23 protein-coding genes are annotated in these 26287 nt (G+C 72.9%); 18 read left to right on the forward strand and 5 right to left on the reverse strand.

From position 1 onward, the window contains the following. The first annotated feature begins 125 nt into the window (after nt 1-125). The 3 genes from cmk to der all read left to right on the forward strand — a co-directional run bounded on the left by cmk (nt 126) and on the right by der (nt 3023). Complete coding sequence (cmk, locus tag ACF08W_RS12600; protein WP_366300207.1) at nt 126-827, forward strand: (d)CMP kinase; 702 nt, start codon at nt 126-128, stop codon at nt 825-827. Next, the gene (locus ACF08W_RS12605; RefSeq protein WP_392279249.1) at nt 785-1489 is read left to right on the forward strand and encodes a lysophospholipid acyltransferase family protein; all 705 of its coding nucleotides are present in this window, start codon (nt 785-787) and stop codon (nt 1487-1489) included. Before cmk ends, ACF08W_RS12605 begins: the two co-directional genes overlap by 43 nt. A gap of 64 nt (nt 1490-1553) precedes the next feature. Next, nucleotides 1554-3023 (forward strand): ribosome biogenesis GTPase Der, encoded by a 1470-nt coding sequence (der, locus tag ACF08W_RS12610; RefSeq protein ID WP_352280549.1) that lies wholly within the window; start codon nt 1554-1556, stop codon nt 3021-3023. A 105-nt stretch (nt 3024-3128) separates the two neighbouring features. Here der and ACF08W_RS12615 read toward each other — a convergent pair whose 3' ends face one another. Both ACF08W_RS12615 and ACF08W_RS12620 read right to left on the reverse strand, forming a co-directional pair. Continuing rightward, nucleotides 3129-3497, reverse strand: a complete 369-nt coding sequence (locus ACF08W_RS12615) for a hypothetical protein (protein ID WP_392279250.1) — start codon at nt 3495-3497, stop codon at nt 3129-3131. Nucleotides 3498-3637: 140 nt separating this feature from the next. Beyond that, nucleotides 3638-4429, reverse strand: a complete 792-nt coding sequence (locus ACF08W_RS12620) for a hypothetical protein (RefSeq protein ID WP_352279325.1) — start codon at nt 4427-4429, stop codon at nt 3638-3640. 367 nt (nt 4430-4796) lie between these two features. Here ACF08W_RS12620 and ACF08W_RS12625 point away from each other — a divergent pair, with 367 nt between their 5' ends. The 4 genes from ACF08W_RS12625 to ACF08W_RS12640 all read left to right on the forward strand — a co-directional run bounded on the left by ACF08W_RS12625 (nt 4797) and on the right by ACF08W_RS12640 (nt 8525). Then, on the forward strand, nt 4797-6080 hold the full coding sequence (locus ACF08W_RS12625) for a glycosyltransferase family 4 protein (protein ID WP_392279251.1): 1284 nt from the start codon (nt 4797-4799) through the stop codon (nt 6078-6080). Further along, complete coding sequence (locus ACF08W_RS12630) at nt 6077-6931, forward strand: transferase (RefSeq protein WP_385218169.1); 855 nt, start codon at nt 6077-6079, stop codon at nt 6929-6931. The genes ACF08W_RS12625 and ACF08W_RS12630 overlap by 4 nt, the downstream gene beginning before the upstream one ends. Before the next feature lie 63 nt (nt 6932-6994). Further along, nucleotides 6995-7954 (forward strand): helix-turn-helix transcriptional regulator, encoded by a 960-nt coding sequence (locus ACF08W_RS12635; protein ID WP_392279252.1) that lies wholly within the window; start codon nt 6995-6997, stop codon nt 7952-7954. Nucleotides 7955-8309: 355 nt separating this feature from the next. Continuing rightward, nucleotides 8310-8525 carry an I78 family peptidase inhibitor gene (locus ACF08W_RS12640; RefSeq protein ID WP_352279318.1) on the forward strand — a complete coding sequence of 72 codons (216 nt, stop codon included), beginning with the start codon at nt 8310-8312 and terminating at the stop codon, nt 8523-8525. 90 nt (nt 8526-8615) lie between these two features. Here the strand turns inward: ACF08W_RS12640 and ACF08W_RS12645 are convergent, their stop codons facing one another. After that, nucleotides 8616-9626: a phosphatase PAP2 family protein gene (locus tag ACF08W_RS12645; RefSeq protein WP_385218176.1), complete on the reverse strand. Its 1011-nt coding sequence runs from the start codon at nt 9624-9626 to the stop codon at nt 8616-8618. A 522-nt stretch (nt 9627-10148) separates the two neighbouring features. Here ACF08W_RS12645 and ACF08W_RS12650 point away from each other — a divergent pair. Together ACF08W_RS12650 and ACF08W_RS12655 are read left to right on the forward strand one after the other, a co-directional pair. Beyond that, the gene (locus tag ACF08W_RS12650) at nt 10149-11855 is read left to right on the forward strand and encodes an MFS transporter (protein WP_385218179.1); all 1707 of its coding nucleotides are present in this window, start codon (nt 10149-10151) and stop codon (nt 11853-11855) included. Between the two features lie 73 nt (nt 11856-11928). Then, nucleotides 11929-13125 carry an acyl-CoA dehydrogenase family protein gene (locus ACF08W_RS12655; protein WP_385218182.1) on the forward strand — a complete coding sequence of 399 codons (1197 nt, stop codon included), beginning with the start codon at nt 11929-11931 and terminating at the stop codon, nt 13123-13125. 45 nt (nt 13126-13170) lie between these two features. On the opposite strand, the gene ACF08W_RS12660 is transcribed toward ACF08W_RS12655, so the two are convergent. After that, nucleotides 13171-13608, reverse strand: a complete 438-nt coding sequence (locus ACF08W_RS12660; RefSeq protein WP_352279311.1) for a cell division protein SepF — start codon at nt 13606-13608, stop codon at nt 13171-13173. A gap of 368 nt (nt 13609-13976) precedes the next feature. Between ACF08W_RS12660 and ACF08W_RS12665 the strand changes: the two genes are divergently transcribed. From ACF08W_RS12665 to ACF08W_RS12695, 7 genes are all read left to right on the forward strand, one after another. Further along, nucleotides 13977-15149, forward strand: a complete 1173-nt coding sequence (locus ACF08W_RS12665) for a DUF5685 family protein (RefSeq protein WP_385218186.1) — start codon at nt 13977-13979, stop codon at nt 15147-15149. Between the two features lie 460 nt (nt 15150-15609). Beyond that, nucleotides 15610-17442 (forward strand): FAD/NAD(P)-binding protein, encoded by a 1833-nt coding sequence (locus ACF08W_RS12670; RefSeq protein ID WP_392279253.1) that lies wholly within the window; start codon nt 15610-15612, stop codon nt 17440-17442. 76 nt (nt 17443-17518) lie between these two features. Beyond that, on the forward strand, nt 17519-18586 hold the full coding sequence (locus tag ACF08W_RS12675) for an LLM class flavin-dependent oxidoreductase (RefSeq protein ID WP_392279254.1): 1068 nt from the start codon (nt 17519-17521) through the stop codon (nt 18584-18586). 17 nt (nt 18587-18603) lie between these two features. Next, nucleotides 18604-19884 (forward strand): NtaA/DmoA family FMN-dependent monooxygenase, encoded by a 1281-nt coding sequence (locus ACF08W_RS12680; RefSeq protein WP_392279366.1) that lies wholly within the window; start codon nt 18604-18606, stop codon nt 19882-19884. Nucleotides 19885-19888: 4 nt separating this feature from the next. Beyond that, nucleotides 19889-20704, forward strand: a complete 816-nt coding sequence (locus ACF08W_RS12685; RefSeq protein WP_392279255.1) for a DUF1684 domain-containing protein — start codon at nt 19889-19891, stop codon at nt 20702-20704. 254 nt (nt 20705-20958) lie between these two features. Then, the gene (locus ACF08W_RS12690; protein WP_352279304.1) at nt 20959-21858 is read left to right on the forward strand and encodes a S1 family peptidase; all 900 of its coding nucleotides are present in this window, start codon (nt 20959-20961) and stop codon (nt 21856-21858) included. A gap of 209 nt (nt 21859-22067) precedes the next feature. Next, on the forward strand, nt 22068-22547 hold the full coding sequence (locus tag ACF08W_RS12695; protein ID WP_352279303.1) for a hypothetical protein: 480 nt from the start codon (nt 22068-22070) through the stop codon (nt 22545-22547). Nucleotides 22548-22580: 33 nt separating this feature from the next. Here the strand turns inward: ACF08W_RS12695 and ACF08W_RS12700 are convergent, their stop codons facing one another. Then, on the reverse strand, nt 22581-23477 hold the full coding sequence (locus ACF08W_RS12700; RefSeq protein WP_352279329.1) for a DUF4231 domain-containing protein: 897 nt from the start codon (nt 23475-23477) through the stop codon (nt 22581-22583). A 257-nt stretch (nt 23478-23734) separates the two neighbouring features. On the opposite strand from ACF08W_RS12700, the gene fxsA reads away from it, so the two are divergent. Beyond that, nucleotides 23735-23902, forward strand: coding sequence for an FxSxx-COOH cyclophane-containing RiPP peptide (fxsA, locus tag ACF08W_RS12705; RefSeq protein ID WP_392279256.1), 168 nt, complete (start codon nt 23735-23737; stop codon nt 23900-23902). Between the two features lie 66 nt (nt 23903-23968). After that, nucleotides 23969-26215, forward strand: a complete 2247-nt coding sequence (gene fxsBH / locus ACF08W_RS12710) for a radical SAM/SPASM protein FxsBH, inactivated beta-hydroxylase extension form (protein ID WP_392279257.1) — start codon at nt 23969-23971, stop codon at nt 26213-26215. The last annotated feature ends 72 nt before the right edge of the window (nt 26216-26287 follow it).

A 26287-nucleotide genomic window follows, 5' to 3' on the forward strand; every position in this document is an offset into this window, starting at 1 on the left:
GCCGGGGCCGGGGCCGGGCGCCGGTTGTCCACAGGGGTGACCGGGCCCGTCCCGACACTCGGTAACCTTGTTCGGGGCGGGGTTCGCACACGCCCTCGTCCCGCCCACCCCGTGTACTCAGGAAGGTGTCCACCACCGTGGAAACCCGTACGGCCCCGGCCGCAGTGATCGTCGCCATCGACGGGCCCTCCGGCACCGGCAAGTCGAGCACGTCCAAGGCCGTCGCCGCACAGCTCGGCCTGAGCTACCTGGACACCGGCGCCCAGTACCGGGCGATCACCTGGTGGATGCTGAACAACGGCATCGACGTGCAGGACGCGGCGGAGGTCGCGACCGCGGCCGCCAAGCCCGTCATCGTCTCCGGCACGGACCCCGCCGCCCCCACGATCACCGTCGACGGCGAGGACGCCTCGGGTCCGATCCGCACCCAGGAGGTCACCTCCAGGGTCAGCGCCGTCAGCGCCGTCCCCGAGGTCCGCACCCGGATCACCGAGCTCCAGCGCACCATCGCCGCCGCGGCCGAGCGGGGCATCGTCGTGGAGGGCCGGGACATCGGTACGACCGTGCTGCCCGACGCCGACCTGAAGATCTTCCTCACCGCCTCCCCGGAGGCCCGTGCCGCCCGGCGCAGCGCCGAGGTCAAGGGCTCCGACCTGGCCGCCACCAAGGAGGCCCTGATCAAGCGGGACGCGGCCGACTCCGGCCGGAAGACCTCCCCGCTGGCCAAGGCGGGCGACGCCGTGGAGGTGGACACCACCGAGCTGAGCCTCCAGCAGGTCATCGAGTGCGTCGTCACCCTCGTCGAGGAGAAGCGGGCCTCCCGGTGACCGGAGCCGCCCAGGGCCCGTCGTCGCCCTCGCCGCGCGGCGCGGCGGTCGGGCGAGGCATCGGCATCGGGCTGATGTACGGGCTGTGGAAGCCCCGCGTCCTCGGCGCGTGGCGGGTCCCGGCCGCCGGACCCGTCATACTCGCGGTGAACCACGCGCACAACATCGACGGTCCGATGCTGATGGGCACCGCGCCCCGGCCCGTCCACTTCCTGATCAAGAAGGAGGCGTTCGTCGGTCCGCTGGACCCGTTCCTGCGGGCAATCGGCCAGCTCAAGGTGGACCGTACGACCGTCGACCGCACCGCCGTCACCGACGCCCTCGGCGTGCTGGAGAGCGGCGGGGTCCTCGGGATCTTCCCCGAGGGCACCAGGGGCGAGGGCGACTTCGCCTCCCTGCGGGCCGGGCTGGCGTACTTCGCGGTGCGCAGCGGGGCGCCGATCGTGCCCGTGGCCGTCCTGGGAAGCACCGAGCGGCGCGGGCGGTTGATATCGGCGCTGCCGCCGCTGCGCAGCCGGGTCGACGTCGTCTTCGGGGACCCCTTCGAGGCCGGTGACGGAAGCGGGCGGCGTACGCGCAAGGCGCTGGACGAGGCGACGGTACGGATCCAGGGGCGGCTGACCGCCCACCTGGACGAGGCCAGGCGCTTCACCGGGCGTTAAGTAAGACTTGAGTAGTGGGCCGCCTGTTCGCGGCCCATCGATGATGCAAAGAGGAACGGACTTCATGAACGACCAGATTCACTCCGACGGCTCGGACCATGAGCACGGAGCACTTGGCGACGCCGAGTACGCGGAGTTCATGGAGCTCGCCGCGGAGGAGGGCTTCGACCTCGAAGAGGTCGAGGGCGCCATCGACGAGGCCGGACACGGGCCGCTGCCCGTTCTCGCCGTCGTCGGCCGCCCCAATGTCGGCAAGTCGACCTTGGTGAACCGGATCATCGGCCGCCGCGAGGCCGTCGTCGAGGACAAGCCCGGCGTCACCCGCGACCGCGTCACCTACGAGGCGGAGTGGGCGGGCCGCCGCTTCAAGGTCGTCGACACCGGCGGCTGGGAGCAGGACGTGCTGGGCATCGACGCCTCCGTCGCCGCCCAGGCCGAGTACGCGATCGAGGCGTCCGACGCGGTCGTCTTCGTGGTCGACTCGACCGTCGGCGCGACCGACACCGACGAGGCCGTCGTCAAGCTGCTCCGCCGGGCCGGCAAGCCGGTCGTGCTCTGCGCCAACAAGGTGGACGGGCAGAGCGGCGAGGCCGACGCCACGGCGCTCTGGTCGCTGGGTCTCGGCGAGCCGCACCCGGTCTCCTCGCTGCACGGCCGCGGCACCGGCGACCTCCTCGACGCCGTGCTCGAAGCGCTCCCGGAGGCCCCGGCGCAGCGCTTCGGCAACGTGGTCGGCGGCCCGCGCCGGATCGCGCTCATCGGCCGCCCGAACGTCGGCAAGTCCTCGCTGCTGAACAAGGTGGCCAACGAGGACCGCGTCGTCGTCAACGAACTCGCGGGCACCACCCGCGACCCGGTCGACGAGCTGATCGAGCTCGGCGGCATCACCTGGAAGTTCATCGACACGGCCGGTATCCGCCGCCGCGTCCACCTCCAGGAGGGCGCCGACTACTACGCCTCGCTGCGCACCGCCGCCGCCGTGGAGAAGGCCGAGGTCGCCGTCGTCCTGATCGACGCCTCCGAGACGGTCAGCGTCCAGGATCAGCGCATCATCACCATGGCCGTGGAGGCCGGGCGTGCCCTGGTCATCGCCTACAACAAGTGGGACAAGCTCGACGAGGAGCGCCGCTACTACCTGGAGCGCGAGATCGAGACGGAGCTGGCGCAGGTCGCGTGGGCCCCGCGGGTCAACGTCTCCGCGTCCACCGGTCGCCACATGGAGAAGCTCGTCCCGGCGATCGAGACCGCGCTGGCCAGCTGGGAGACCCGTATCCCCACCGGTCGGCTGAACGCCTTCCTCGGTGAGATCGTCGCCTCCCACCCGCACCCCGTCCGTGGCGGCAAGCAGCCCCGGATCCTCTTCGGCACCCAGGCGGGCACCAAGCCGCCGCGGTTCGTCCTGTTCTCCTCCGGCTTCCTGGAGCACGGCTACCGCCGGTTCGTCGAGCGCCGACTGCGCGAGGAGTTCGGCTTCGAGGGCACCCCGATCCACATCTCCGTGCGGGTCCGCGAGAAGCGCGGCCGCAAGAAGTAGCACCCCGGCCCGGGAACTCCGGGCCCATGACGGAGCCCCGGGCCCGCCTCTGGTACGAGGCGGGCCCGGGGCTCCGTCATGACAGCGGGGCCGGGGCCCGGGGGGTCAGGTGGATCGCGAACCCGGCGGCAGGGCCGCCGGGCGGGCCCGCCCCGAATGCCGGCCCACCCGCTGCCAGGCGCCGGGGCCGCCGCTCTGCGCACCGGGACCGCCACCGCCGACCCCGCCACCGCCGATCCCACTGGCCCCGCCGGTCATGGCGAGCCCGGTGGAGAACCCGGCGGAGTGACCGGAGTGGCCGCTCGCCGGGAGACGGCTGCCGAAGAGCCCGAGGCCGAAGGCCATGAAGCCGAGGTTCTCCTCACCGCTCCGATCACCCGGCAGCGCCCGGAACGACCGCCGGTACTCGGTGTACAGCGCGTCGTAGATCGGGGTCTGGGACGGACCGGCCGAAGGGTCCTGCGAGGGCCGCATGGCAGGAATCGGGGTCGGGCGCTGGTGGGAGGAGTCGTATGAGTGCACGTACCTGCCAACGACGTCGCTCTCCGTCGGATGCGGGCCCGGCGGAGAAATCGCGGTGCGGCGCCGTCGCCGCGGAAGCTCGCCCGACACGATCAGGTCCCGGCCAGCGGCATCGTGGCGGCGACCAGCAGCCCCTCCGCCGCGGCCTTGTCCAGGGCGTCGCGCATCAGGTCCTCGCGGGGCTGCTGGCCGATCGTCCCGGCGGGGGCGGCGTAGACCAGCACGGTCTGCGACTTGCCCGCCGCCGTGCGCCAGCCCTCGGTGACCTGGAGCGGCGTATGGGCCTGCCACCACGCGACCGGGGCGCCGCCGTCCGTGCCCGGCTGGAGCACGGCGTGCAGCTGGCCCACGGCGAGCAGGATCGACCAGCCGGGCAGCGCGGCGGGCATCTCCTCCATCCGGTGGACCGAGTGGAAGCCCTGCTCCACCAGCAGCTGGAGGAACTCGTCGCCCTGGCTGCCATCCGTGCCCGGCCGGGCGATCGCACCGGTGGGCTCGACGACGAGGGCCGGGTGGAGGTCGCCGTCGATCAGGACGAGGCCGCTGGTGATCCCGAGGACGGCCTGCCCGCCGGGGACGTTCTGCGGTACCGCCGTGCCGCCGCGCTCGTCGCCGGTGATGCTGCGTACCGCGCCCTGCAACTGCTCCTCGGCGACCTGGACGACCTGGGAGGGGATGCACGTCGCATGGGCGAAGGCGAGGACGGCCGTCTCGTCGCCGACGAAGAGCACGGTGCTGGTGCGCTCCTGCTCGGAGTTGCCGGGGGTGCGGCAGGAGGTGCAGTCGTAGCTGCCCGGGGCGCTGTCCCCGGCCAGCAGCCGGTCGGCTTCGGTATCGCCGATCTCGGCGCGTACGTCCTCGCTGACGTCGAGCATGCGCGGCACGGGTGGCTCCTCGAACTCGGTGCGTGCGCCGGGCGGTTCCCGGCTCATGGATATGACAACGGGAGATCCACGGCCGGGGTCACGCGGTAAAGGGAACGTAATCGAACCAACCGGTGCGGAGAGTGAATATCCGGCTCCGAAAGGGGTGTTTGGTCCCTGTTCATGTCGGTTCAGCGGGAGCGCGGTGCGGTCGGTGTGGTCCACTCGCCGACGCGCTCGGGCCCCAATACGGCGACATAGTCGGAAAGTTGACGAGTCTACATTTGGCCGGATCTTGTCGCTCCCGGAGTGAACCGTCCGTCGGCCCGAGCCGTCCTGCCCAGTGCAGCCCGCAGTCGATCAGCCGAACCGGGAGACATCGCGTTACATGCACATTTCCTTCCTGCTCCACAACGCCTACGGGGTCGGGGGCACGATCCGTACGACGTTCAACCTCGCCGGGGAACTGGCCGGGCACCACGACGTCGAGATCGTCTCGGTCTTCCGCCACCGTGACGTGCCGGCGCTGGGGGCTCCCGAGGGGGTGCGCATGAGCCACCTCGTCGATCTCCGGAAGAAGAGCCCCGCGTACGACGGCGACGCTGCCGACTACGCCCGCCCGGCGGCCGTCTTCCCGCGCGGCGACAGCAGGTACCGGCAGTACAGCAGGCTGAGCGACGCACGGATCGCGGAGCATCTGCGCTCCCTGGAGGCGGACGTCGTGGTCGGCACCCGGCCGGGGCTCAACGTGCACATCACCCGGCAGGCCCGCCGCGGCCCGGTCCTGATCGGTCAGGAGCACCTCACCCTCGACAGCCACGGCTACCGGCTCCGCCGCGAGATCGGGCACCGGTACGCCCTGCTCGACGCGATCACCACCGTCACCGAGGCCGACGCCCGCGCCTACCGGGCCGGGTTCAGACTGCCCGGCGTACGGATCGAGGCCATCCCCAACAGCGTGCCCGCCCCGGCCGTCGCCCCGGCCGACGGCGACCGCAAATGGGTGATCGCCGCGGGCCGGCTGCACAAGGTCAAGCGGTACGACCTGCTCGTGCGGGCCTTCGCCGACGTGGTCGCCGTCCGCCCGGACTGGCGGCTGCGCATCTACGGGGCCGGCGACGCCACCGGCGACGAACGGGGCACCCTGCTCGATCTCGTCGCCGAACTCGGCCTGCACGAGCACGTGCTCCTGATGGGCCCGGTCAACCCGCTGGAGGCCGAGTGGCCCAAGGGGTCGATCGCCGCCGTGACCTCGGAACGCGAGTCCTTCGGGATGACCATCGTCGAGGCGATGCGCTGCGGACTGCCGGTCGTCGCCACCGACTGCCCGCACGGCCCCCGCGAGATCATCGACGACGGCACCGACGGCCGCCTGGTGCCCGTGGGGGACCGGGCCGCGGTCACCGACGCCCTCCTCGGCCTGATCCAGGACGACGAGGCGCGCCACCGCGCGGGGCGGGCCGCGCTGGCGGCCTCGCGGCGGTTCGACCCGGCGACGATCGCCGAACGCCACGAACGGCTCTTCACCGAACTCGCCTCGCGCGGTCCGCGCGACCGCTCGCACGGCGCGCTGAGCACCACCCTGCACCGCGCCCGGGGCACCGTACTCGACGGGGCGTACGCCCTGCGCTACAAGGCAGCCGCCGTGATCCGCAAGGGGAAGACCGCATGACCGCCACCACCGGGCGCCGGGCCCCCCGGGCCGACTGCGCCGTGACGTCCGACGGCCGGATCACCTTCGACCTCGACACCCGCGGCGCCGGGCACGGCACCGCGCCCGAACTGCTGCTCCGGCTGCGCGGCGCCAAGGGGCCGGACGCCCGGACGGTACGGCTGCCGCTCGACCCGCTGGACGACGGGCGGCTGCGCGCCGTGCTGCCCGCGGACGCGGAGTACGCCGAGGGCCGCTGGGACGTCCACCTGCGGGGGCCGGACGCGGGCGACGACGGGGCGGTGGCCGTCGAGCCCGGGATCCGGGACCTGCGCCGGCTCGTCGACCCCGACCCCGTCCCGGGGGCCGGGCGCGTCGCGGTCCGCATCCCGTACCCGACGCTCGACGGCCGGCTCGCGGTCCGCTGCTGGCTGCGCGCACCGCACGCCGAGGCCGGGGCGGTGACCCTCGACGGGGCCGCGATGACCGTCCGGGGACGGCTGCACGGGGCGCGGCCGGGGGACGGCGCCCACGTCGAGGCCCGGCAGCCCGGGGCCGGGGGACGGGTGCTCAGGGTGCCGGCCGCCCCCGGCGACGAGGACGGCGCCTTCGCCTTCACGCTCCCGCTGGACCGGCTGGCCGACGGCCCCGTCACCGCCCCGCAGCTCTGGACGCTCTGGCTGCTCCCCGGGACGGCGGAGGGCGGCCCGGACGGGGGTGTACGGATCTCCCGCATCCTCGACGACATCTGGGACCGCAAGAAGATCCACGTCTACCCCGGCCGCAGCGCGGGCCCGGGTGTCCGGGCCACCCCCTGCTACACCACCGACAACGACCTCTGCGTACGGCTCGAACCGGAACCGGCCGCCTGAGCCCGCCGGGACGGGACCGGCTTGCGGACACGGCCTGTCCGCAAGCCCTGGCAGACTCGCCCCATGCTGGAGACCTCGGCACGACTGCTGCGTCTGCTCTCACTGCTCCAGGCCCACCGCGAATGGTCCGGGCCCGATCTCGCCGACCGCCTCGGGGTCACCCCGAGGACGGTCCGGCGCGACGTCGACAAGCTGCGCGAACTGGGCTACCCGGTGCACGCCAGCCCGGGTACCGGCGGCGGCTACCAGCTCGGTGCCGGTGCCCGGCTGCCGCCGCTGCTCCTGGACGACGAGGAGGCCGTCGCCGTCGCGGTCGGTCTGCGCACCGCGGCGGGCCACGGCGTCGAGGGCATCGGCGAGACCTCCGTACGGGCCCTGGGCAAGCTCGAACAGGTGCTGCCGGACCGGCTGAGACGCCGGGTGAACGCGCTGAACACCTTCACCGTGCCGATGCTGCGCGGGCCCGCCGGCCCGGTCGCCGACGCGGGCGTGCTGACCGAACTCGCCGGGGCCTGCCGGGACGCCGAACGGCTGCGCTTCGCGTACCGCGACCACTCCGGCTCCGTCTCCCGGCGCGCCGTCGAGCCGCACCGGCTGGTCTGCACCGAGCGGCGCTGGTACCTCGTCGCCTGGGACCTGGACCGGGCCGACTGGCGTACGTTCCGGGTGGACCGGATCACCCCCACCCCGCCGCACGGCCCGAGGTTCGTCCCCCGTGAGGGCCCCGCCGAGGATCTGGCCGCCTACGTCTCGAAGGGGGTCTCCATCGGGGCGTACCCGGACCGCGCGGTGATCCGGCTGAAGGCGGGGATCGACCGCGCCGCCGAGCGGATCTCGCCGTCGGCCGGAGTGCTGGAGGCGGTCGACGACGACACCTGCCTGCTGCATACCGGGGCGCACGGCGTGGAGGTGCTGATCATCCACGCGATGATGACGGGCTTCGACTTCGAGGTGGCCGAACCCCCGGAGCTGCGGGACGCGATCAGGGGGCTCCGGGACCGGCTCTCCCGGGCCCTGGACTGAGCGCTGCGCGGGCCGCCGCTTCGGTACGAAATATTGTGACCAAAGGATAAGGGTGCCATAAGGAAGCGTGAATTCCCGGCGACCCGGCCCTTTACGGAGGTCATTCGGATCGGAAATTCCCGACACCCGGCACCGGGTATTCCGATCCGATTTCCGACCTTGTACGTGATCGTTCTCCCGCTTGTGTGATTACTGTGTGTCCGATGTCCGGGGAGGGTGTCCGTGCGGGGTGATCCGTACGGCAGGCGTGTCGTGATCCTGTGACACAAGCGTGACCGGCGGGGGATGCGGGGATGCCGGTCGGCGGGGGCGGCTCCGCTACCGTCGCCGGGCGAACCGGCCTACGGTGAAGAGCATGGCACCCATACCGACCCCGCCCGCCCAGCCCGACGACGCCCCCGGGCAGTACGTCGGCCTCGCCGCCGACGCCGCCGAGCGGCGCGCCCGCAGCCGTGGCTGGACCACCGTCAGATCCCTGCCGCCGGGGACGGTCGTCACGATGGAGTTCCGCAGCGGACGGATCAACTTCGAGGTCGACGGCGCCGTCGTCACCCGCTGCTGGCTCGGCTGAGAGGCGTTCGCCCCGGCACATGAGGAAGGCCCCGACCGGAGTCGGGGCCTTCTCGTCGTCCGGGGGCGTACCGGCCCCGGGCGCGGGGGCTCAGCCGCCGGCCACCGGCCGGGCCGGGGTGGTGCCGCCGCGCGGTGTGCGGTCCGCGTGCGGCGGGCGGCGGCTGCCCGCCGGGGTGACCGGAGGCCGTTCCGAGCGCGCCAGATGCGGCGCGTGCGCCCGAGGGCGTCCGCCCGCGCCGCCCGTGGCCACCGGCTCCGGCGCCAGGCTCCGTACGGGGATCTCGCCGCCGTCCTGCTGCGGCAGCGGCACAGCGGTCCGGGGGCCGCCGACCGTGACCGGCGCCGCGGGGGCGGGGGCGGGGGAGGGGCGGCCCAGCCCCAGGAGCTCGCGCTGGGTGAAGATCCAGGCCTCGGCCCGGGTGATCAGCGGCTCCACCCAGGGCAGCCCCAGCATGATCAGCAGCCCGGCGGCCCAGCCCAGCAGGACGTCGCTCAGCCAGTGCGTACCGAGATAGACGGTGGTGAGGCCGACGCCGAGCGAGACGATGGCCGACATCGCCGAGAGATACCGCCGGGCCCTCGGCGTGGTGGCCAGATAGGCGAGGATTCCCCAGGTCACCACCGCGTTCGCGGTGTGCCCGGAGGGAAATATGTCGCCGCCGGCGAAGAGCTCGGCGGAGCCGATCTGGGTCGCGTAGTGCGGACCGAGGCGCCCCAGGCCGATCTTCACCGCGCCGACCGTCACATTGAGCAGCAGCAGCGCGGCGGCCAGCGTCAGCAGCGGCCGCAGCGTGTGCTGCCGCCAGGAGCGCCAGCCGAGCCAGCAGGCGACCATCGTGGCGGTGGGCCCGCGCTGGCCGAGCACGACGTAGTAGTCGAGGAACGCGTGGATCTCCGGCCACTGCTGGTACGGCCGGAACAGCATGACCTTCCAGTCCAGGGTCACCAGCCAGGACGAGACCAGCACGGCCACGACGATGGCGACATAGAACGCCAGCGTCCCGCCGAAGAGGGCGATGCGGTGACGGCTCATCCGCGGCGGCTCTATCTTCGGCGGCTCCGGCTCCCGGTCCAGCCGGGCAAAGATGTCGGTACGCACCCAATCGACGTTACAGCGAGTGAGTGCAGGACCAGGGCGTTCCGGTCTCTTCGTGATGACGATGTGATGTGGAGTATGTCTCAGTGAGGTCTTTATTCCTGACCCGCAAACGGTCCCGGGCGGGGGATGGCGCTATTGATTTCGCACGCATTTCGGAAGGGTGTTTGGCCGCGTGCAGAAAAGAGCAGGAGGTGCCGGTATGAATTTATCCGGCCCTTCGGGGCGGGGGAACGGAACGTGCCGGTCCGGTCACCCGCCGCTCCCGGCGCGGGCCCGGCGGACGCTCCGCGCGGGCGGCCGAGTACCGTCCTGTGCCGGGCGCCGGGGGCGTCCTCGCAGGTCCCGGCGTGGCCCATGCCACATCTCCGGGCCGGAACGGGTATGAGATGGACCACGTGTGGGGGGTCCGAACTCGCGTACGCTGACGGATCACTCGCCCGCCGACGCCGGGCCGTGAGGGGCGGCGAACGGCCGCGCTCCCGGATGGCCCGCCGCGCGCGAGGGACCTTTGGAGGTACATGCATGTCCGGGACGACCAGAGCCCGATTCCGGCTGCGCCCGGCGGCCGACGGTGCCCATCGATGGGTCGTCCTCGTCGTCCTCTGCCTCAGCCTCCTGCTGGTGGCGCTCGACTCGACCGTGCTCCACGTCGCCGTACCCGCCGTCACCGAGGACCTCCGGCCGAACGCGGCCGCCCTGCTCTGGATCGTCGACGCCTATCCGCTGGTCTGCGCCTCGCTCCTGGTCCTCTTCGGCACCCTCGGCGACCGGGTCGGCCGCCGCCGGGTGCTGCTGCTCGGCTACGCGCTCTTCGGGGCCGCCTCCGCGCTCGCCGCGATGGCGGACAGCCCCGCCGTCCTCATCGCGGCACGCGCCCTGCTCGGGGTCGGCGGCGCGATGATCATGCCCGCGACGCTGTCGATCCTCCGCCAGGTCTTTCCCGACCGGCGCGAACGGGCGGTGGCGATCGGCGTCTGGAGCGCGGTCGCGGCGGTGGGCGCCGCCGCCGGCCCCGTCGTCGGGGGCTTCCTCGTCGAGCACTTCTGGTGGGGCTCGGTCTTCCTGATCAACGTTCCGCTGATGGCGCTGGTCCTGCCGGTCGGGCGGCTGCTCCTGCCCGAGTCGCGCGGCAGCCACGACGGCCCCTGGGACGTGCTGGGCGCGCTGATGGCGGCGGCCGGGGTGCTCGGGGTGGTCCTCGGGGTGAAGCGGGTGGGCACCGGCGAGGGGGCGCTGACCCTGGCCGCGCTCGTCCCGCTGCTGGTCGGTGCGGTGCTGCTCGTGGTGTTCGTACGCCGTCAGAAGCGGCGCGCGAATCCGCTCATCGACATCGGGCTGTTCACCCGGCCCGCCTTCTCCACCGCGGTGGGCTGCATCGTCCTCGCCATGCTGGCCCTGGTCGGCCTGGAACTCATAGCCGTGCAGTACCTCCAGCTCGTCCTCGGCCTGAGCCCGCTGGAGACCGGCCTGCGACTGCTGCCGCTCACCTTCGCCGCGATGGCCGCGGGCGCCACCGGCTCGTACACCCTGCGTCTCGTCGGCCCGCGCCGGATGGTCGGCTGGGGCTTCGTGATCACCGCCGTCTCGGTGCTGGTGCTGACCGCGATGGGTCAGCACGACCGGCCCCTCCTGCTCGCGGTGGCCTTCGTCTTCCTCGGCTTCGGGCTCCAGACCACCCTCTTCGGGGCGTACGAGTCCATGCTCAGCGAGGCCCCCGCCGACCGGGCGGGCGGAGCGGCGGCGATCGGCGAGACCTCGTACCAGTTGGGCGCGGGGATGGGGATAGCCCTGCTCGGCAGTGTCATGAACGCCGCCTACGCGCCCGGTCTCTCGAAGCTCGCCGACGACGGTGTCCCGGCCGGGGCCCGGGGCGCGGCCGCCCACTCGCTGGGCGAGGCCTACCAGGTGGCGGACCGGCTGGGCGGGCCGCTGGGTACGGTGCTGCGCTCCACCGCCCGTACCTCCTTCGTCACGGGCCTCCATGTCACGCTGCTGGTCAGCGCCGCCCTGCTGCTGGCCGGGGCGTTCGCCGCGCTGCGGCTGCCGAGGCGGATGGACTCCCCGCCGGTGCCCGGGGAGACGGAGGAACCGGCCGGTGCGAAGGCGGCGTGCGAGGGGCGCGAAACCCCGTCCGAGAGCCCCGGGACCGACCGCCCGCAGCGCTCCCTGCCGCGCCCCCGCCAGGGTCGACCCGCCGGGGCGACCGGCCCTGGACGGGCGGCGCACTGAGCCGTAACGTCGGGGCGAGTTCGTAACTACCACTGCTAGTTTCAGCGTCGCGCGAGCCGCCGGAGGCAGTCGCATGTCCACCACCGAGCCCTCGAAGCTCCCCCCTTTCGACCCCGCCGACCCGCTCGGCATCGACGATCTGTTCGGCGCGGAGGACCTCGCGATCCGCGACACCGTCCGGGGCTGGGCGGCCGACCGGGTCCTGCCGCACATCGCCGAGTGGTACGAGAACGGCGAACTGCCCGGCATCCGCGAACTGGCCCGCGAGCTGGGCTCGCTCGGCGCGCTCGGGATGTCCCTCCAGGGGTACGGCTGCGCGGGCGCCACCGCCGTCCAGTACGGGCTGGCCTGCCTGGAGCTGGAGGCCGCCGACTCGGGGATCCGCTCCCTGGTCTCCGTACAGGGCTCGCTCGCCATGTACGCCATCCACCGCTACGGCTCCGAGGAGCAGCGGCAGCGCTGGCTGCCGGGCATGGCGGCCGGTGAGATCATCGGCTGCTTCGGGCTCACCGAGCCGGACCACGGCTCCGACCCGGCCGGGATGCGGACCCGTGCCCGGCGCGACGGCGGGGACTGGGTGCTCGACGGCCGCAAGATGTGGATCACCAACGGCTCGGTCGCCGGGGTCGCGGTGGTCTGGGCGCAGACCGACGAGGGGATCCGCGGCTTCGCCGTACCGACCGACACCCCGGGCTTCTCGGCGCCGGAGATCAAGCACAAGTGGTCCCTGCGCGCCTCGGTCACCAGCGAGCTGGTCCTCGACGGAGTGCGGCTGCCCGCCGACGCGGTGCTCCCGGGCGTCACCGGTCTGCGCGGTCCGCTCGGCTGCCTCAGCCACGCCCGGTACGGAATCGTCTGGGGCGCCATGGGCGCGGCCCGGGCCAGCTTCGAGGCGGCGGTGGACTACGCGCGCACCAGGGAGCAGTTCGGCCGGCCGATCGGGGGCTTCCAGCTAACCCAGGCCAAGCTCGCGGACATGGCCGTGGAGCTGCACAAGGGCATCCTCCTCGCCCACCACCTGGGGCGGCGGATGGACGCCGGCAGGCTCCGCCCGGAGCAGGTCAGCTTCGGGAAGCTCAACAACGTGCGGGAGGCGATCGAGATCTGCCGTACCGCGCGCACGGTCCTCGGCGCCAACGGGATCTCGCTGGAGTACCCCGTGATGCGCCATGCGACGAATCTGGAGTCGGTGCTCACGTACGAGGGGACCGTGGAGATGCACCAGCTGGTGCTGGGCAAGGCGCTCACCGGCCTGGACGCCTTCCGGTAGGAAGCGGCGCCCCGTCCGCCCCGGGCCGTCCGGCGAGCACCCTGCTCAGCTCTGGTTGAAGAAGCCGTCGGCCGGGCGGCCGGCGGTCTCGGTGACGATCTGGGTGTCGGCCGGGGTCAGCAGGAAGACCCGGGTGGCCACACGCTCGATCGAACCGCGCAGCCCGAAGATCAGTCCGGCGGCGAAGTCGACGACCCGCTTCGCGTCCGTGGGGTCCATGGTCGTGAGGTTGACGATCACGGGAACGCCGTCCCGGAACAGCTCACCGATGGCCCGCGCGTCCCGGAAGCTCTCCGGGGTGACGGTGGCGATCCGACGGTCCGTCTCCTCGGCGGCCTCCGCCGCGACCTGGACCCGGGGGTCCGTCACCCACGCCGGGCCGGTCCCGGTCTGCGCGCCCTCGGCGTACTCGTCGTCGTAGTACCGCTCGTCGTTGTCCTCCACGAGGCCCAGCCAGGCACTTGCCTTGCGCACCGATCCCATGGACGCCTCCTCTCACCGCGGTTCCGTGATGTTCCGCATCTCTTTCGTCTCCCTATGGTCGTCCATGATGCGGATCGTGCGCCAAGTGGATAGTCGGCGCGCAGGGGTTTCGTGACGGTACTGGTGCAGAAGATCTGTCGATTCGTCAGGGTTTCTCCCGCATCGGGAGTCCGAAGGAAAGAAAATATGATGCTTCGGGCCGGACGGGTGATGCCGGGGGCGTACGGGTGGGGGAACGCTCGAATACGATGCCTGTCGCCCGGGCGCACGAGCCCGGCGTACAGGTGAACGACTCCCGGGGGAACGTCGTGTTCGGAATCGTCAGGCCCTGCACCCATCGCTTGTCCGAAGGGCTCAGGACCGAGTGGATGGCACACCTCTGCGGGCTCTGTCTCGCTCTCCGCTCCGACCACGGCCAGTTCGCCCGGATCGTGACGAACTACGACGGGCTGATCGTCTCCGTCCTGACGGAGGCCCAGTCCGAGCGCACCACCGGCTGGCGGCGTACGGCGGGCCCCTGCCCGCTGCGCGCCATGCGCACCGCCCCGGTCGCCCGGGGCGAGGGGGCCCGGCTGGCCGCCGCCGTCTCCCTGGTGCTCGCCTCGGCGAAGGTCCGGGACCATGTCGCGGACGGGGACGGCCTGCTGAGGCGCCGTCCGGTCGCGGCCGCCGCCCGCCGGGTCGCCGCGGGCTGGGACCGCGCCGGTGCCCGCGCCGGAGCCCGGCTCGGCTTCGACACGGCGCTGCTGGTGGACGCCGTCGACCGGCAGACCGGCATCGAGCTGGCCGCCGGCCCCGGCACCCCGCTGCTCACCGTCACCGAGCCCACCGAGACCGCCACCGCGGCCGCCTTCGCCCACACCGCGGTACTCGCCGGGAGGCCGGGGAACGCCGTCCCGCTCGCCGAGGCGGGGCGCCTCTTCGGCCGCCTGGCCCATCTGCTGGACGCCGTGGAGGACCAGGCGGCCGACGCCGCGTCCGGCGCCTGGAACCCGCTCACCGCGACCGGCACCTCGCGCGCCGAGGCGCGACGGCTCTGCGACGACGCCGTGCACGGGGTGCGCCTGGCGCTGCGCGACGCCGAGTTCACCGACGGAAAGCTGGTCCACGTCCTGCTCGCGCACGAGCTGCGCCGGTCGGTGGACCGGGCCTTCGGCACCGAGGCGTGCTCGCACCGGACGGGCGGCGTACTCCTGGACGGGAGCGGCGTGCCGTTGGGAGGCCGGCCGGACGGCTCCTTCGGGCCGCCGCCGGGCAACCCGTACGCGCCCGGCGGACCCGTGAGCCCGCCGCAGCCCCCGCCGGAGCCGCCGCGCGACCGGCGCGGTCTGGTCGCCGGATGCCTGGTCTGGGCGGGGCTGGCCTGCACCTGCCAGATGTGCTGCGGCACGTTCGAGGACCCGTGGACCCGTCAGCGCCGCGAGGGCCTCTGCAGCCAATGCGACTGCGGGGACTGCTGCGAGGGTTGCGACTGCTGCTGCAACTGCGGTGAGTGCTGCGACGGATGCGACTGCTGCGACTGTGGCTGCGACTGCGGTTGACGGAGCCGGACCGGACGGTACGACAGGGCGCGGCGAGGGGAGGGGGAAGCTGCGTCGTGTGCCGAAGGCACGGGGGGAGCGGCACCCGGATGCCGTACGGGGTCCGGGGCCGGGAGGCGCGAAGGCGCGGGGGGTCGGCTCAACAGGAGGCGGACCACACGCGACCGAAGTCGATGTGGGAGCGTTTGACCAGCCGCTGCTGCGCATGCATGGACCCAGTGGAACAGGCATCCGATGAGCCGTCAACCACACCTGGACGAGGGGACCACAGTGTGGACGGGCGTTGACAACCCCCCGTCGTCGGCGCTTGTCTCGGAGCCGGACCGGCGCTGAGGGGCCCGGTCCGCGTTGTGTGACGGCCGAAGGCACCCCGTGTCCGATCTCTGCATCCACGGAGCCTTCCCATGCCCGCGCACACCCCTGCCTCCACCCGTCCCGCGCGCCTCCCGGCCGGTGCCCGGTGAGCGGGACACCGGCACTCGTCGTCATAGGCGCCGGACCGAGCGGTACCGGATTGATCGAGCGCATCGCCGCCAACGCCCCCGACGTGTACGGCGACCACCCGCTGACCATCCACCTCGTCGACCCGCACCCGCCCGGCGGCGGACGGATCTGGCGGCACGGCCAGTCGCCGCTGCTCTGGATGAACTCCCGGGCCGAGGACGTCACCATGTTCACGGACGACACGGTCCGCATGGCGGGGCCGGTCCGCCCCGGACCCGCGCTGCACACCTGGGCCGCCGACGTCCGGAGCGGCCGCGCGGAGCTCCCGGACGGGGCGCGGACCGACACCGGCCTCCGCGACGGGATCGGCACCCTGGTGGACGACGGCTTCCCGGGCCGACGGGTGCAGGGCGCCTATCTGCGCTGGGTGTACGAGCGGGCCGTGGCCGCCCTCCCGCAAGGCGTCACCGTCCACTGGCACCGGGGCAGCGCGGTCCGGGTCTCCGGTTCGCGCGAGGGGCGCCAGCGGGTCTGGCTGGCCGGGCACGGCACCCCGCTCCTCGCCGACGCCGTCGTCCTCGCCGTAGGCCATCTGGAGGCCGAACCCGAGCCGGAGCACGTGGAGTTGGCCGATTTCGCGCGGCGGCACGGGCTTCTCCACCTGCCGCCCGACTTCACCGCCGACACCGACCTGGACGCGGTGCCCGCCGGTGAACCGGTCCTCGTCCGCGGCTTCGGACTCGCCTTCGTCGACCTGATGGTGCTGCTCACCGAGGGGCGCGGCGGACGCCATGCGGACGGCGCGTACCTGCCGTCCGGCCGGGAGCCGGTGCTGTACGTCGGATCGCGCCGGGGCGTCCCGTACCACTCCAAGCTCGGGTACGGATGGCACGGCGAGAAGCCGCCGCTGCCGCGCTTCTTCGGCCCGGACCGGATCGAGGCGCTGCTGAAGGCGGACGGGCCGCTCGACTTCCGGCGTGATGTGTGGCCACATATCGACAAAGAGCTCGGACACGCCCACTACCACCGGCTCTTCACCGCGCACCCCGAACGCACCACGGGCCGCCGGGAGGACTTCGAGGAGCGGTACGCCGCCGCCGAACCGGGCGGGGCCGAACTGGCCGCACTCGTCGCCGCCGCCGTCCCCGACCCCGCCGACCGGCTCGACCTCGACGCGCTCGACCGCCCGCTGCGCGGTGTGCGCCACCCGTCCCACGAGGCCCTCCAGAAGGCGATGCGCGGCTACGTCGCCGCCGACCTGGCGCGCCGTCACGACCCCGCGCACAGCGCGGACCTCGCGGTCTTCCTCGGACTGCTCTCCGTCCACGGGCAGTTGACCCGCCTCGGCGACGTCGGGGACTGGTGGCCCGGGTTCTTCGGCTTCCTCGCCTCCGGCCCGCCCGGACCCCGGCTGCACCAGCTCCTCGCGCTCTCCCGGGCCGGAATCGTACGGTTCCTGGGCGCCGGGACGACCGTCGCCGCCGACGAACGGCGCGGCCTCTTCCTGGCGGGCTCCACCACCGTCCCCGGCCCGCGGACGGCGGCCCGCACCCTGATCGAGGCCCGGCTGCCCCGACCCGCCCTGGAACGCACCCGCAGCCCACTGCTCCAGGAGCTGTACGCCGAGGGGGCCGCCGTCACCGCCGGCGGACTGCTCGCGGTCGACCCCGACACCGGCCACGTGCTGTGGAGCGACGGCCGGCCGCACCGGCGCCGCTTCGCCCTCGGCCCGTACACCAGCGCCCGTACCGGCGCGGTGTTCACCCGGCCGCGCACCGGCGGACCGGCCTTCCGGCAGAACGACGCGACCGCCCGCGCGGCACTCGCCTTCCTGAGGGACCTCGCCTGAGGCGAGCCACGCCACCCGCACGGCCCGGGGCCCGAAACGCCCCGGGCCGCGCTCCCCCGACCCGAGAGGTACGCCCATGCCCCCGACCGCGCCCCTGCACCTCGCCGCCGAGATCGGTGGCCCGCCCCGCTACGACCCGGCGCACTACACCGGCCTCGCCCGGCTCGCCGAGCGCGGCGCCCTCGACTTCGTCACGCTCGGCGACTCCTTCGCCCGGCCGGGCCCCGACGCGCTCGCCGTACTCGCCCGGGTCGCCCCCGCCACCCGCCGGATCGGGCTGGTGCCCACCGTCACCACCACCCACACCGAGCCCTTCCACGTGTCGTCCGCCGTGGCCACCCTGGACTGGGTGAGCCGGGGCCGGGCCGGCTGGCAGGCGGACGTGTCGGCGACGGAGGCCGAGGCCCGGCTGTTCGGCCGCCGCCCGGCGGCGCCCGCCGAGGAGCTGTGGCGCGAGGCGGGGGAGTGCGCCGACGTCGGCGCCCGGCTCTGGGACAGCTGGGAGGACGGCGCCGAGATCCGGTCCGTCGCCACCGGCCGCTTCATCGACCGGGACAAGGTCCACCACATCGATTTCGAGGGCGAGTTCTTCTCCGTCCGGGGTCCGGCGATCGTCCCCCGGCCCCCGCAGGGCCGCCCGGTGACCGTGGTCGACGCGACGGGCGGCCCGGCCCGGGGGACCGCGGCCCGCCACGCCGACGTGGCCCTGATCCGGGCCACCACCCCCGAACGGGCGGCCGAGGCCCGCGCCGAACTGCGCCGCCGCGCCGCCGCGTACGGACGCGACCCCGGAACGCTCCGGGTCCTGGTCGCGCTCACCGTCGACCTGGGCGACGCCGAGAGCGCCCAGGAGCCCGGTCTGGCGAGCGGCCCGCCGCTGGCCGCGGGCGGTTCGTACTACCGGGGCGGCCCGGTGGACCTCGCCGAACTGATCACCCGGTGGCACCGCGCCGAAGCGGCCGACGGCTTCCACCTCACCCCCATCACCCCCGGCCGCGACCTCGAACGGATCGTCAACGGCACCGTGGCCCTGCTCCAGCACCGCGGCCTCTTCCGCACCTTCTACCCCGGCGGCACCCTGCGCGAGCACCTCGGGCTGGCCCGCCCCGCCAACCGGTACGCCACCCGAGGAGACCGGGCATGACCACCGCGCCCCCGCAGATGCATCTCGCCGCCCACTTCCCGGGCGTCAACAACACCACCGTCTGGTCGGACCCCCGTGCCGGGAGCCAGATCGACTTCGCCTCCTTCGAGCACCTGGCCCGCACCGCGGAACGGGGCACGTTCGACTTCTTCTTCCTCGCCGAGGGGCTGCGGCTGCGCGAGCACAAGGGGCGCGTCCACGACCTGGACGTGGTCGGCCGCCCCGACTCCCTCACCGTGCTCTCGGCACTGGCGGCCGTCACCGACCGGATCGGCCTCGCCGCCACCCTCAACGCCACCTTCAACGAGCCCTACGAACTGGCCCGCCGCCTCGCCACCCTCGACCACCTCAGCGAGGGCCGGGCCGCCTGGAACGTGGTCACCTCACCGGACGCCTTCACCGGCGAGAACTTCCGGCGCGGCGGCTACCTCGACCCGGCCGACCGGTACGACCGGGCCGCCGAGTTCGTGGCCACCGCCCGGGAGCTGTGGGACAGCTGGACCCCCGAGGGCACCCCGCGCCCGTTCCGCCACCACGGACGGCACTTCGCCGTCGAGGGCGAGTTCACCGTGCCCCGCTCCCCGCAGGGCCGCCCGGTCGTGATCCAGGCCGGGGACTCCCCGGAGGGCCGGGAGTTCGCCGCGTCCGCCGCCGACGTCGTCTTCACCCGTCACGGCACCCTGGAGGAGGGCCGCGCCTTCTACGCCGACGTCAAGGCCCGGCTGGCGAAGTACGGCCGGTCGCCGGACGAGCTGAAGATCATGCCCGGGGTCACCTTCGTGGTCGGCGACAGCGACGCCGACGCCCAGGAGGAGGCGGCCGAGATCCGCCGTCTCCAGGTCTCCCCGCAGAACGCGATGCTGGCCCTGGAACAGGTCTGGGGCCGCGACCTCTCCGCCTACGACCCCGACGGGCCGCTGCCGGACATCGACCCGGATCCCGAGGCCGCGCTCGCCCGGGGCAGGGTCAGGCACGGCGACCCGCTCGTCGTCGCGGCGCGCTGGCGGGCGCTGGCCGAGGAGAAGGGGCTGTCGATCCGGCAGACCGTCATCGAGACGACGAGCCGTCAGTCCTTCGTCGGCAGCCCCCGCACCGTCGCCGAACAGCTCATCCGGTTCGTCGCCGCCGGGGCCGCCGACGGATTCATCCTCGTCCCCCACCTCACCCCCGGCGGCCTGGACGGATTCGTCGACCGGGTCGTCCCGCTCCTGCGGGAGCGCGGGGCCTTCCGCACCGCGTACACCGGCCCCACGCTGCGGTCGCACCTGCGACTCGCCGAGCCGGTGTGGAAGGGTTGACCCCATGAGCACGGACGCACCGCAGCCGCACGGAGCCGAGCAGGCGGCACAGGACTGGAAGCACTGGCACGAGGAGCGCACCGTCACGGTCGCCGGCCCCTACGGACCCCTCTCCCTCACCGGCACCCACTGGCTCTCCGACCACCCGGAGGGCCGCATCCCCGGGGTACCCGGACAGTGGCGGGAGGACGACGGGGCGGTCCTGCTCAGCGCCTCGGCCGAGGACGGGCTGACCGTCGACGGCGAACCCCTCACCGGCCGGGTCCGCCTCACCGCCGACCGGGGCCCGATCGAGACGTCCCGCGTCGCCCACGGCCACCGCCGACTGGTCGTACTGAGCCGGGAAGGGCTCTGGGCGGTACGCGACTTCGACCCGGACGCCCCCGCGCGGCGCGCCTTCCGGGCCATCGAGGCCACCCCGTACGACCCGCGCTGGGTGTTCCCGGGCACCTTCCGCCCGTACGAGGACGCCCGCACGGTCCGGGTCGAGAACGCCGACGGGGTGGAGCGCGGTCTCGGGCTCGCCGGGGAGGTCGCCTTCGAGGCGGACGGCGCGGAGCACACGCTGCGGGTCGCGGTCGAGCCGGACGGATCGCTCTGGGCCGTCTTCGCCGACGCCACCAGCGGGAACAGCAGCTACCGCTTCCGTTTCCTGCGGCCTGCGGCGCCCGCCGGGGACGGCGGCGTGACGGTCGACCTCAACCGCGCGATGCTGCCGCCGTGCGCCTTCGCGGACCACTTCATCTGCCCCTTCCCACCACCCGGCAACACCCTCTCCCTGGCCGTCGAGGCCGGTGAGCGCAACCGCGTCGACGGCTGACCGCTCGTCACGGGAATTCGGAACGACGGCCCCCGGCGCCCACCTGCGCGGCGGGGGTCGTTCGCCGTCCGAAGGGCGGCCCGGGGCCAACGGGCCCTCTTGCGTGACAAGTTGACGCCTTGAATACTCCCTCGCAGCGCTTGTCAGGAGCACGGCAGGCCCGCGCTGCGGGATCCCGCCGTGCCGACGACTGCGCCTCACGGGTCCGACCACCCCACGGGCGGACCCCCGACTTCCCCACGGGAGGATGAAAAGTGAGGATCAAGCGCACCGCCCCCCTCGGTTCCACCGCCGGACGCACCCGGGCCGTCGCCATCGCCGCGGGCCTCGTCGCCGTCGCCGCCCTGGCCGTCCCCAGCGCCCAGGCCGATTCCCCCACCACCTTCAGCGCCCAGCAGCTCTCCGCCGCGAGCGACGCCGTGCTCGGCGCCGACGTGGCGGGCACCGCCTGGAGCGTCGACCCGACGACCAAGAAGCTCGTGGTCACCGCCGACAGCACGGTCTCCCGGGCCGACATCGCGCGGATCAAGGAGCTCGCCGGTGCCAACGCGGGCGCCCTGAAGATCGAGCGCACGTCCGGCAAGATCAGAAAGCTGATCTCCGGCGGCGACGCGATCTACGCCCCCAGCTGGCGCTGCTCCCTCGGCTTCAACGTCCGCAGCGGCAGCACCTACTACTTCCTGACCGCCGGTCACTGCACCGACGGCAACCCGCCCTGGTACACCAACTCGTCGAGCTCGACCAGCATCGGCCCGACGGTCGGCTCCAGCTTCCCGACCAACGACTACGGCCTGGTCCGGTACGACAACTCCGCGGTCTCCCACGAGGGCACCGTCGGCAGCGTCGACATCACCGGCGCGGCCAACGCCACGGTCGGCATGTCGGTCACCCGCCGCGGTTCGACCACCGGCACCCACAGCGGCTCGGTCACGGGCCTCAACGCCACGGTCAACTACGGCAACGGCGACATCGTCTACGGCATGATCAAGACCAATGTCTGCGCGGAGCCCGGCGACTCCGGCGGCCCGCTCTACTCCGGCTCCAACGCGATCGGCCTCACCTCGGGCGGCAGCGGCAACTGCTCCTCGGGCGGAACCACGTACTTCCAGCCGGTCACCGAGGCGCTGAGCGCCTACGGGGTCAGCATCTACTGACACCCCGGCACCTCCGGTTCCACCCCGTCGAACAGGCGGCCGACCACACGCGGAGCCCTCGTCCGAATGCCGGGCGGGGGCTCCCGCTCGCACCGCGGCATTTGGCATGATGTGGGGCAGGTCGGTCACGCTGGAGCAACGGGGGCGGGCGGTCGCCGTACGGAGACGTCCTCCGGGCCCCCGGCAGAAACCTCAGGGGGTTCGGGTCCGTGAATCGCATCGGAGTGACCGGTCATCGCACCATCCCGGAAGAGGCCCGGGCCCATGTGCTCGCGGGGCTGAGAGCGGCGCTCTGCGGTCTGGAGGGATCCCTGGAGGCGCTCTCCAGCCTGGCGGTGGGGGCCGATCAGCTCTTCGCCGATCTGGCCCTGGCCCGTGGCGCGGACCTCACCGTGGTCATCCCGAGCGGCGACTACGAGGCCTGTTTCGCCGACGAGGCCGAACTCGCCCGCTACCGGGCCCTCAAGGGCCGGGCCGCCCGGGAGGTGCGCCTCGGCTACCCGCACTCCACCGACGAGGCGTACTACGCGGCGGGCACCTACATCGCCGACCACTGCGACCGCCTCCTGGCGGTCTGGGACGGCCGGCCCGCCCGCGGTCTCGGCGGCACGGGCGACATCGTGACGTACGCCCGGAGCCTGGGCCGCCCGGTCACGATCATCTGGCGCGAGGGCGTCGAGCGCGACTGACGGTCCGGCCGGCGGGCCGGACCCGGCCCGCCGTCACATCTGGTGGCGGGCCAGCCAGTCGGTGTGCTGCGGGGAGACGATCCGCTCGGTCTCGAAGACCGCCCCCGGCCACTGGCGCTCCGTCAGCGTCGTCTCCATCGCCACCTGCATGGCCTCCAGGTCCTCCTCCACCAGGGAGTGCGCCGAGATCAGCGGGTGGTGGCGGCGCATCTCGCTCCAGGCGAGGCAGGCGGCCGCCGCCGCCGAGAGCGCGCCCGTCAGGGCGAAGGACTGGGCGGCGGAGAACGTCCTCAGCACCGCGAACACCAGGGCCAGCGCGGTCAGGACGGCGATCGTCGTCGACCAGACCAACGTGGCCCGCCGGGACACCTCCTGCCGCCTGCGGTACCAGTTCCGCTGCTCGATCAACCGGTCCCGTACGTAGGTCTCCTTGCGTACGGTGAACGCCTTCTCCCGCAGTTCGCGCATCGAGTCGGTGATCAGCCCGCCCGAATCGGCCGTCAGGTCCCGGGGGTCGGCCCATCCCACCTTGCGGAGCTCCTGGAGCCCCTCCTCCAGCCGGTTGGCGAACACCGCCTCCGGGTGATGGGTGCCGGTGTCGAACGGGGAGCCGTGCACCGAGTAGCGCCAGCACATCGACTTGATGAACTCAGCGGCCGACCGGTTGAGCTGCCAGTGCGACTTCGCCTTGCGCCGGGCCGAGAGGTACGTCGATATCAAGACACCCAGGTACGCCAACACGCTGACGGAATCGGTGAGTTGAAGCGTGTCAGCTACGGTGAAGTGCCAGGGGAGGGCTGCCGGAACGGCCCCGGCGACCAGTAGGATCAGCTGGAAGCGGGTGGTGTTCACGGCCTCCCGCTGCCGGGCGACGGCGATCTCGTCCGTGTGGTGGAAGAGCGCCGGGAGGTCGGCGTTCCTGAAGACCATGCTCTGGAGCGGCCCGGGAAGCGCCGTCATGTTCACTCCCGTCTGCGGTTATGTCGTCTTTCCCGTGGCGGAATCGATAGTTCCGTTCGATTCCGGGCAGCCGTGTCCGACGCCCTGGTACACGTGCGGCTTACTTCAGTTGCCAACCGAGGGCATGAGAGTAAAGTCGTGCTACCGGACACTGCAATGGTGCAGAAGGCATCGCGGCATTCCTGTCCGGAACCCTTCCATCGGAACGAATCCCCTCAAGGACGGCCGTGAACACCTCTGAATCCTCCGTCTCCTTCGCCGCCGCGAAGAAGAACCGTGTGCCGCTCGCCCAGATCGACGTCCACGGCACCGCCGCGGACCGCAAGCTCGGCCGTGTGCACGTCGCGTCGGCGGCCCGCCGCACCCAGGCGGCCACCTTCAACTCGGCGCTCTGAAAAAACCGCACCATACTTCACGATTCGAGGTCCGAGCCACCCCTTCGGACTGGATAGACTGGTGGAATGACAGGACCCCTGGTCCCTTTTCGTGAAGTTGTTCTCAAGGTCCACAGCAGATGCGATCTTGCCTGTGACCATTGCTATGTCTATGAACATGCAGATCAGAGCTGGCGCACCCGGCCCAAGGCATCTTCCGACGATGTCATCCTCCGGACCGCTCAGCGCTTGGCCGAGCATGCCAAAGCACATGCACTGCCCTCCGTGTCGGTCATCCTTCACGGAGGGGAGCCTCTACTGGCGGGGCCCGCCCGACTGCGGCAGGTCTGCGAAGCTCTGACGTCCGCCCTCGACGGCGTCGCGGAACTCGACCTCCGCATCCATACCAACGGACTCCAGCTCAGTCCCCGGTATCTCGACCTCTTCGACGAATTCGGCGTCAGGGTCGGCATCTCCCTCGACGGCGACAAGGCCGCCAACGACCGGCACCGCCGCTTCGCCGACGGGCGCAGCAGCCACCCGCTGGTCCTCAGGGCCGTGGAGCTGCTCCGGCAGGACCGGTACCGCCATCTGTACCTCGGGCTCCTGTGCACCGTCGACATCGAGAACGACCCCCACGCGGTCCTCGACGCCCTGGTCGAGCTGGAACCACCGCTCATCGACTTCCTGCTCCCGCACGCCACCTGGGACGATCCGCCGCCGCGCCCGGAAGGCGCGACCACCGCCTACGCCGACTGGCTCCTCGCGGTCTTCGACCGCTGGCAGGAGCGGGGGCGTCCGGTGCCGGTGCGGATCTTCTCCTCGGTGCTGTCCACGCTGAGCGGCGGCCCCAGCCTCACCGAGTCCCTGGGGCTCGCCCCCACCGATCTCGTCGTCGTCGAGACCGACGGCCAGCTCGAACAGGTCGACTCGCTCAAGAGCGCCTACGAGGGCGCCGCGGCCACCGGTTTCGACGTCTTCACCCACACCCTCGACGAGGTCGCCTCCCACCCGGGCGTCCGGGCCCGGCAGCTCGGGCTCGCCGGGGTCGGCGAGGCCTGCCGGCGGTGCCCCGTCGTCCGCTCCTGCGGCGGCGGCCTCTACACCCACCGGTACCGCTCCACCGGCCCGTCGGGCCCCTTCGACAACCCGTCCGTGTACTGCGCCGACCTGATGGCCCTGGTGCGCGGCATCGAGGCGCGTACGGCCGCCTCCCTGATCGCCCCCGAGGTGACCGGGCGGGAGGAACTGCCCGGCTCCCAGCGGGACCTCACCCGCATGCTGCTGGCCCGGCTCAACGCCGACCTGGAAGGGCGCGGCGGCGAGCCGTGGGCGCGGGCCTGGGAGCTGGCCGCCGCGATCGAGGCGTCCGACGAGGGCGCCGGCGGTCTCGACGAGGTGCTGGCCCACCCCTACACCCGCACCTGGCTGCTCCATGCGCTGGAGCGGCTCCAGGAGGGGGACGTGTCCGTCGCGCGGCGGCTTCCGGAGTACCTCGCGGTCGCCGCGGTCCGGGCCGGTCTCGATCTCCCCGTGGACGTCGGCCACGCGGACGGCCGGCTGGTGCTGCCCGGGATGGGGGAGTTGCGGATCGAGGGCGCGGGGGAGCGCGGGACGGCGCAGGTGCGCGCCGTCGAGGACGGCTTCCTGGTCCGGTGGGGCGGGCAGGGTTCCGCTCCGGCGGAGCGGCGGGTCACCCGGCCCCGGACGGCCGCCCCCGGCTGGCGGCCGGTGCGTCGGTTCGCGATGCCGGGCGGTGCGCCCGGCCCGGTCTTCGAGCTGGCGCTCGACGACCTCGACCCGTACCGCGACTGCTTCCCCGCCCCGGTCGCCGCGCCCCTCGGGGACCGGGTCGCCGCGGATCTGGTGTTCCGGCTCGGTGAGGCCTGGGTGCTGATCGAGGCGAAGGCGCCCGCGCGGGCCGCGGAGATGGTCCGGAGTCTCACCACCCTCACCCCGCTCACCGGTCTCGCCCCCTCCGAGCCCGCTGTCGGGCGGCACGGATACGGCGCCCTCGGAATCGCGGTGGACGGCGGCGTCGAGGAGCTGGCGTTCGCGCTGCTCCGGGGTTTCCGGCGGGCCGAATTGCGGGCCCTCGCCGACGTCACGGATCTTTACGCGGCGGACGGCTCCTGGGAACATCGGATTCCCTGGCAGGAAGAAACAGTTCCGTTTTCCCGGTTGTTGGCCGAGACCTATGAGCGGATGGCGTTGGGTGTATTCGAGCCACGTTGTCTGGAGGGTGTCGCACAGGCTCTCGATACGCTGGAAGGTGGAGCCGAGCTCACCGTCAGCGGAAAGCGATTGCTGGATCTGATGCGAAAAGAAGTCTGAGGCTCGAATTCCGGTTCGAACGAGGGTGTGGGGGCGCGTGGGACAACTGGGAAGAACGGTCCCAGACCGAAT

The organism is Streptomyces sp. NPDC015144 (genome assembly GCF_043079735.1).
In the GTDB taxonomy this organism is placed as follows: Bacteria; Actinomycetota; Actinomycetes; order Streptomycetales; family Streptomycetaceae; genus Streptomyces.

Excerpts from the sequence above, each read along its gene's own strand:
- ACF08W_RS12665 (WP_385218186.1), top strand. The coding sequence starts at position 13,977 with ATGGCACACCTCTGCGGGCTCTGTCTCGCTCTCCGCTCCGACCACGGC.
- ACF08W_RS12675 (WP_392279254.1), top strand. The coding sequence starts at position 17,519 with ATGCCCCCGACCGCGCCCCTGCACCTCGCCGCCGAGATCGGTGGCCCG.
- ACF08W_RS12700 (WP_352279329.1), bottom strand. The coding sequence starts at position 23,477 with ATGGTCTTCAGGAACGCCGACCTCCCGGCGCTCTTCCACCACACGGAC.
- ACF08W_RS12625 (WP_392279251.1), top strand. The coding sequence starts at position 4,797 with ATGCACATTTCCTTCCTGCTCCACAACGCCTACGGGGTCGGGGGCACG.
- ACF08W_RS12685 (WP_392279255.1), top strand. The coding sequence starts at position 19,889 with ATGAGCACGGACGCACCGCAGCCGCACGGAGCCGAGCAGGCGGCACAG.
- ACF08W_RS12655 (WP_385218182.1), top strand. The coding sequence starts at position 11,929 with ATGTCCACCACCGAGCCCTCGAAGCTCCCCCCTTTCGACCCCGCCGAC.
- ACF08W_RS12650 (WP_385218179.1), top strand. The coding sequence starts at position 10,149 with ATGTCCGGGACGACCAGAGCCCGATTCCGGCTGCGCCCGGCGGCCGAC.
- ACF08W_RS12615 (WP_392279250.1), bottom strand. The coding sequence starts at position 3,497 with ATGCGGCCCTCGCAGGACCCTTCGGCCGGTCCGTCCCAGACCCCGATC.
- fxsBH (WP_392279257.1), top strand. The coding sequence starts at position 23,969 with ATGACAGGACCCCTGGTCCCTTTTCGTGAAGTTGTTCTCAAGGTCCAC.
- ACF08W_RS12660 (WP_352279311.1), bottom strand. The coding sequence starts at position 13,608 with ATGGGATCGGTGCGCAAGGCAAGTGCCTGGCTGGGCCTCGTGGAGGAC.
- ACF08W_RS12635 (WP_392279252.1), top strand. The coding sequence starts at position 6,995 with ATGCTGGAGACCTCGGCACGACTGCTGCGTCTGCTCTCACTGCTCCAG.
- ACF08W_RS12680 (WP_392279366.1), top strand. The coding sequence starts at position 18,604 with ATGCATCTCGCCGCCCACTTCCCGGGCGTCAACAACACCACCGTCTGG.
- ACF08W_RS12640 (WP_352279318.1), top strand. The coding sequence starts at position 8,310 with ATGGCACCCATACCGACCCCGCCCGCCCAGCCCGACGACGCCCCCGGG.
- ACF08W_RS12630 (WP_385218169.1), top strand. The coding sequence starts at position 6,077 with ATGACCGCCACCACCGGGCGCCGGGCCCCCCGGGCCGACTGCGCCGTG.
- der (WP_352280549.1), top strand. The coding sequence starts at position 1,554 with ATGAACGACCAGATTCACTCCGACGGCTCGGACCATGAGCACGGAGCA.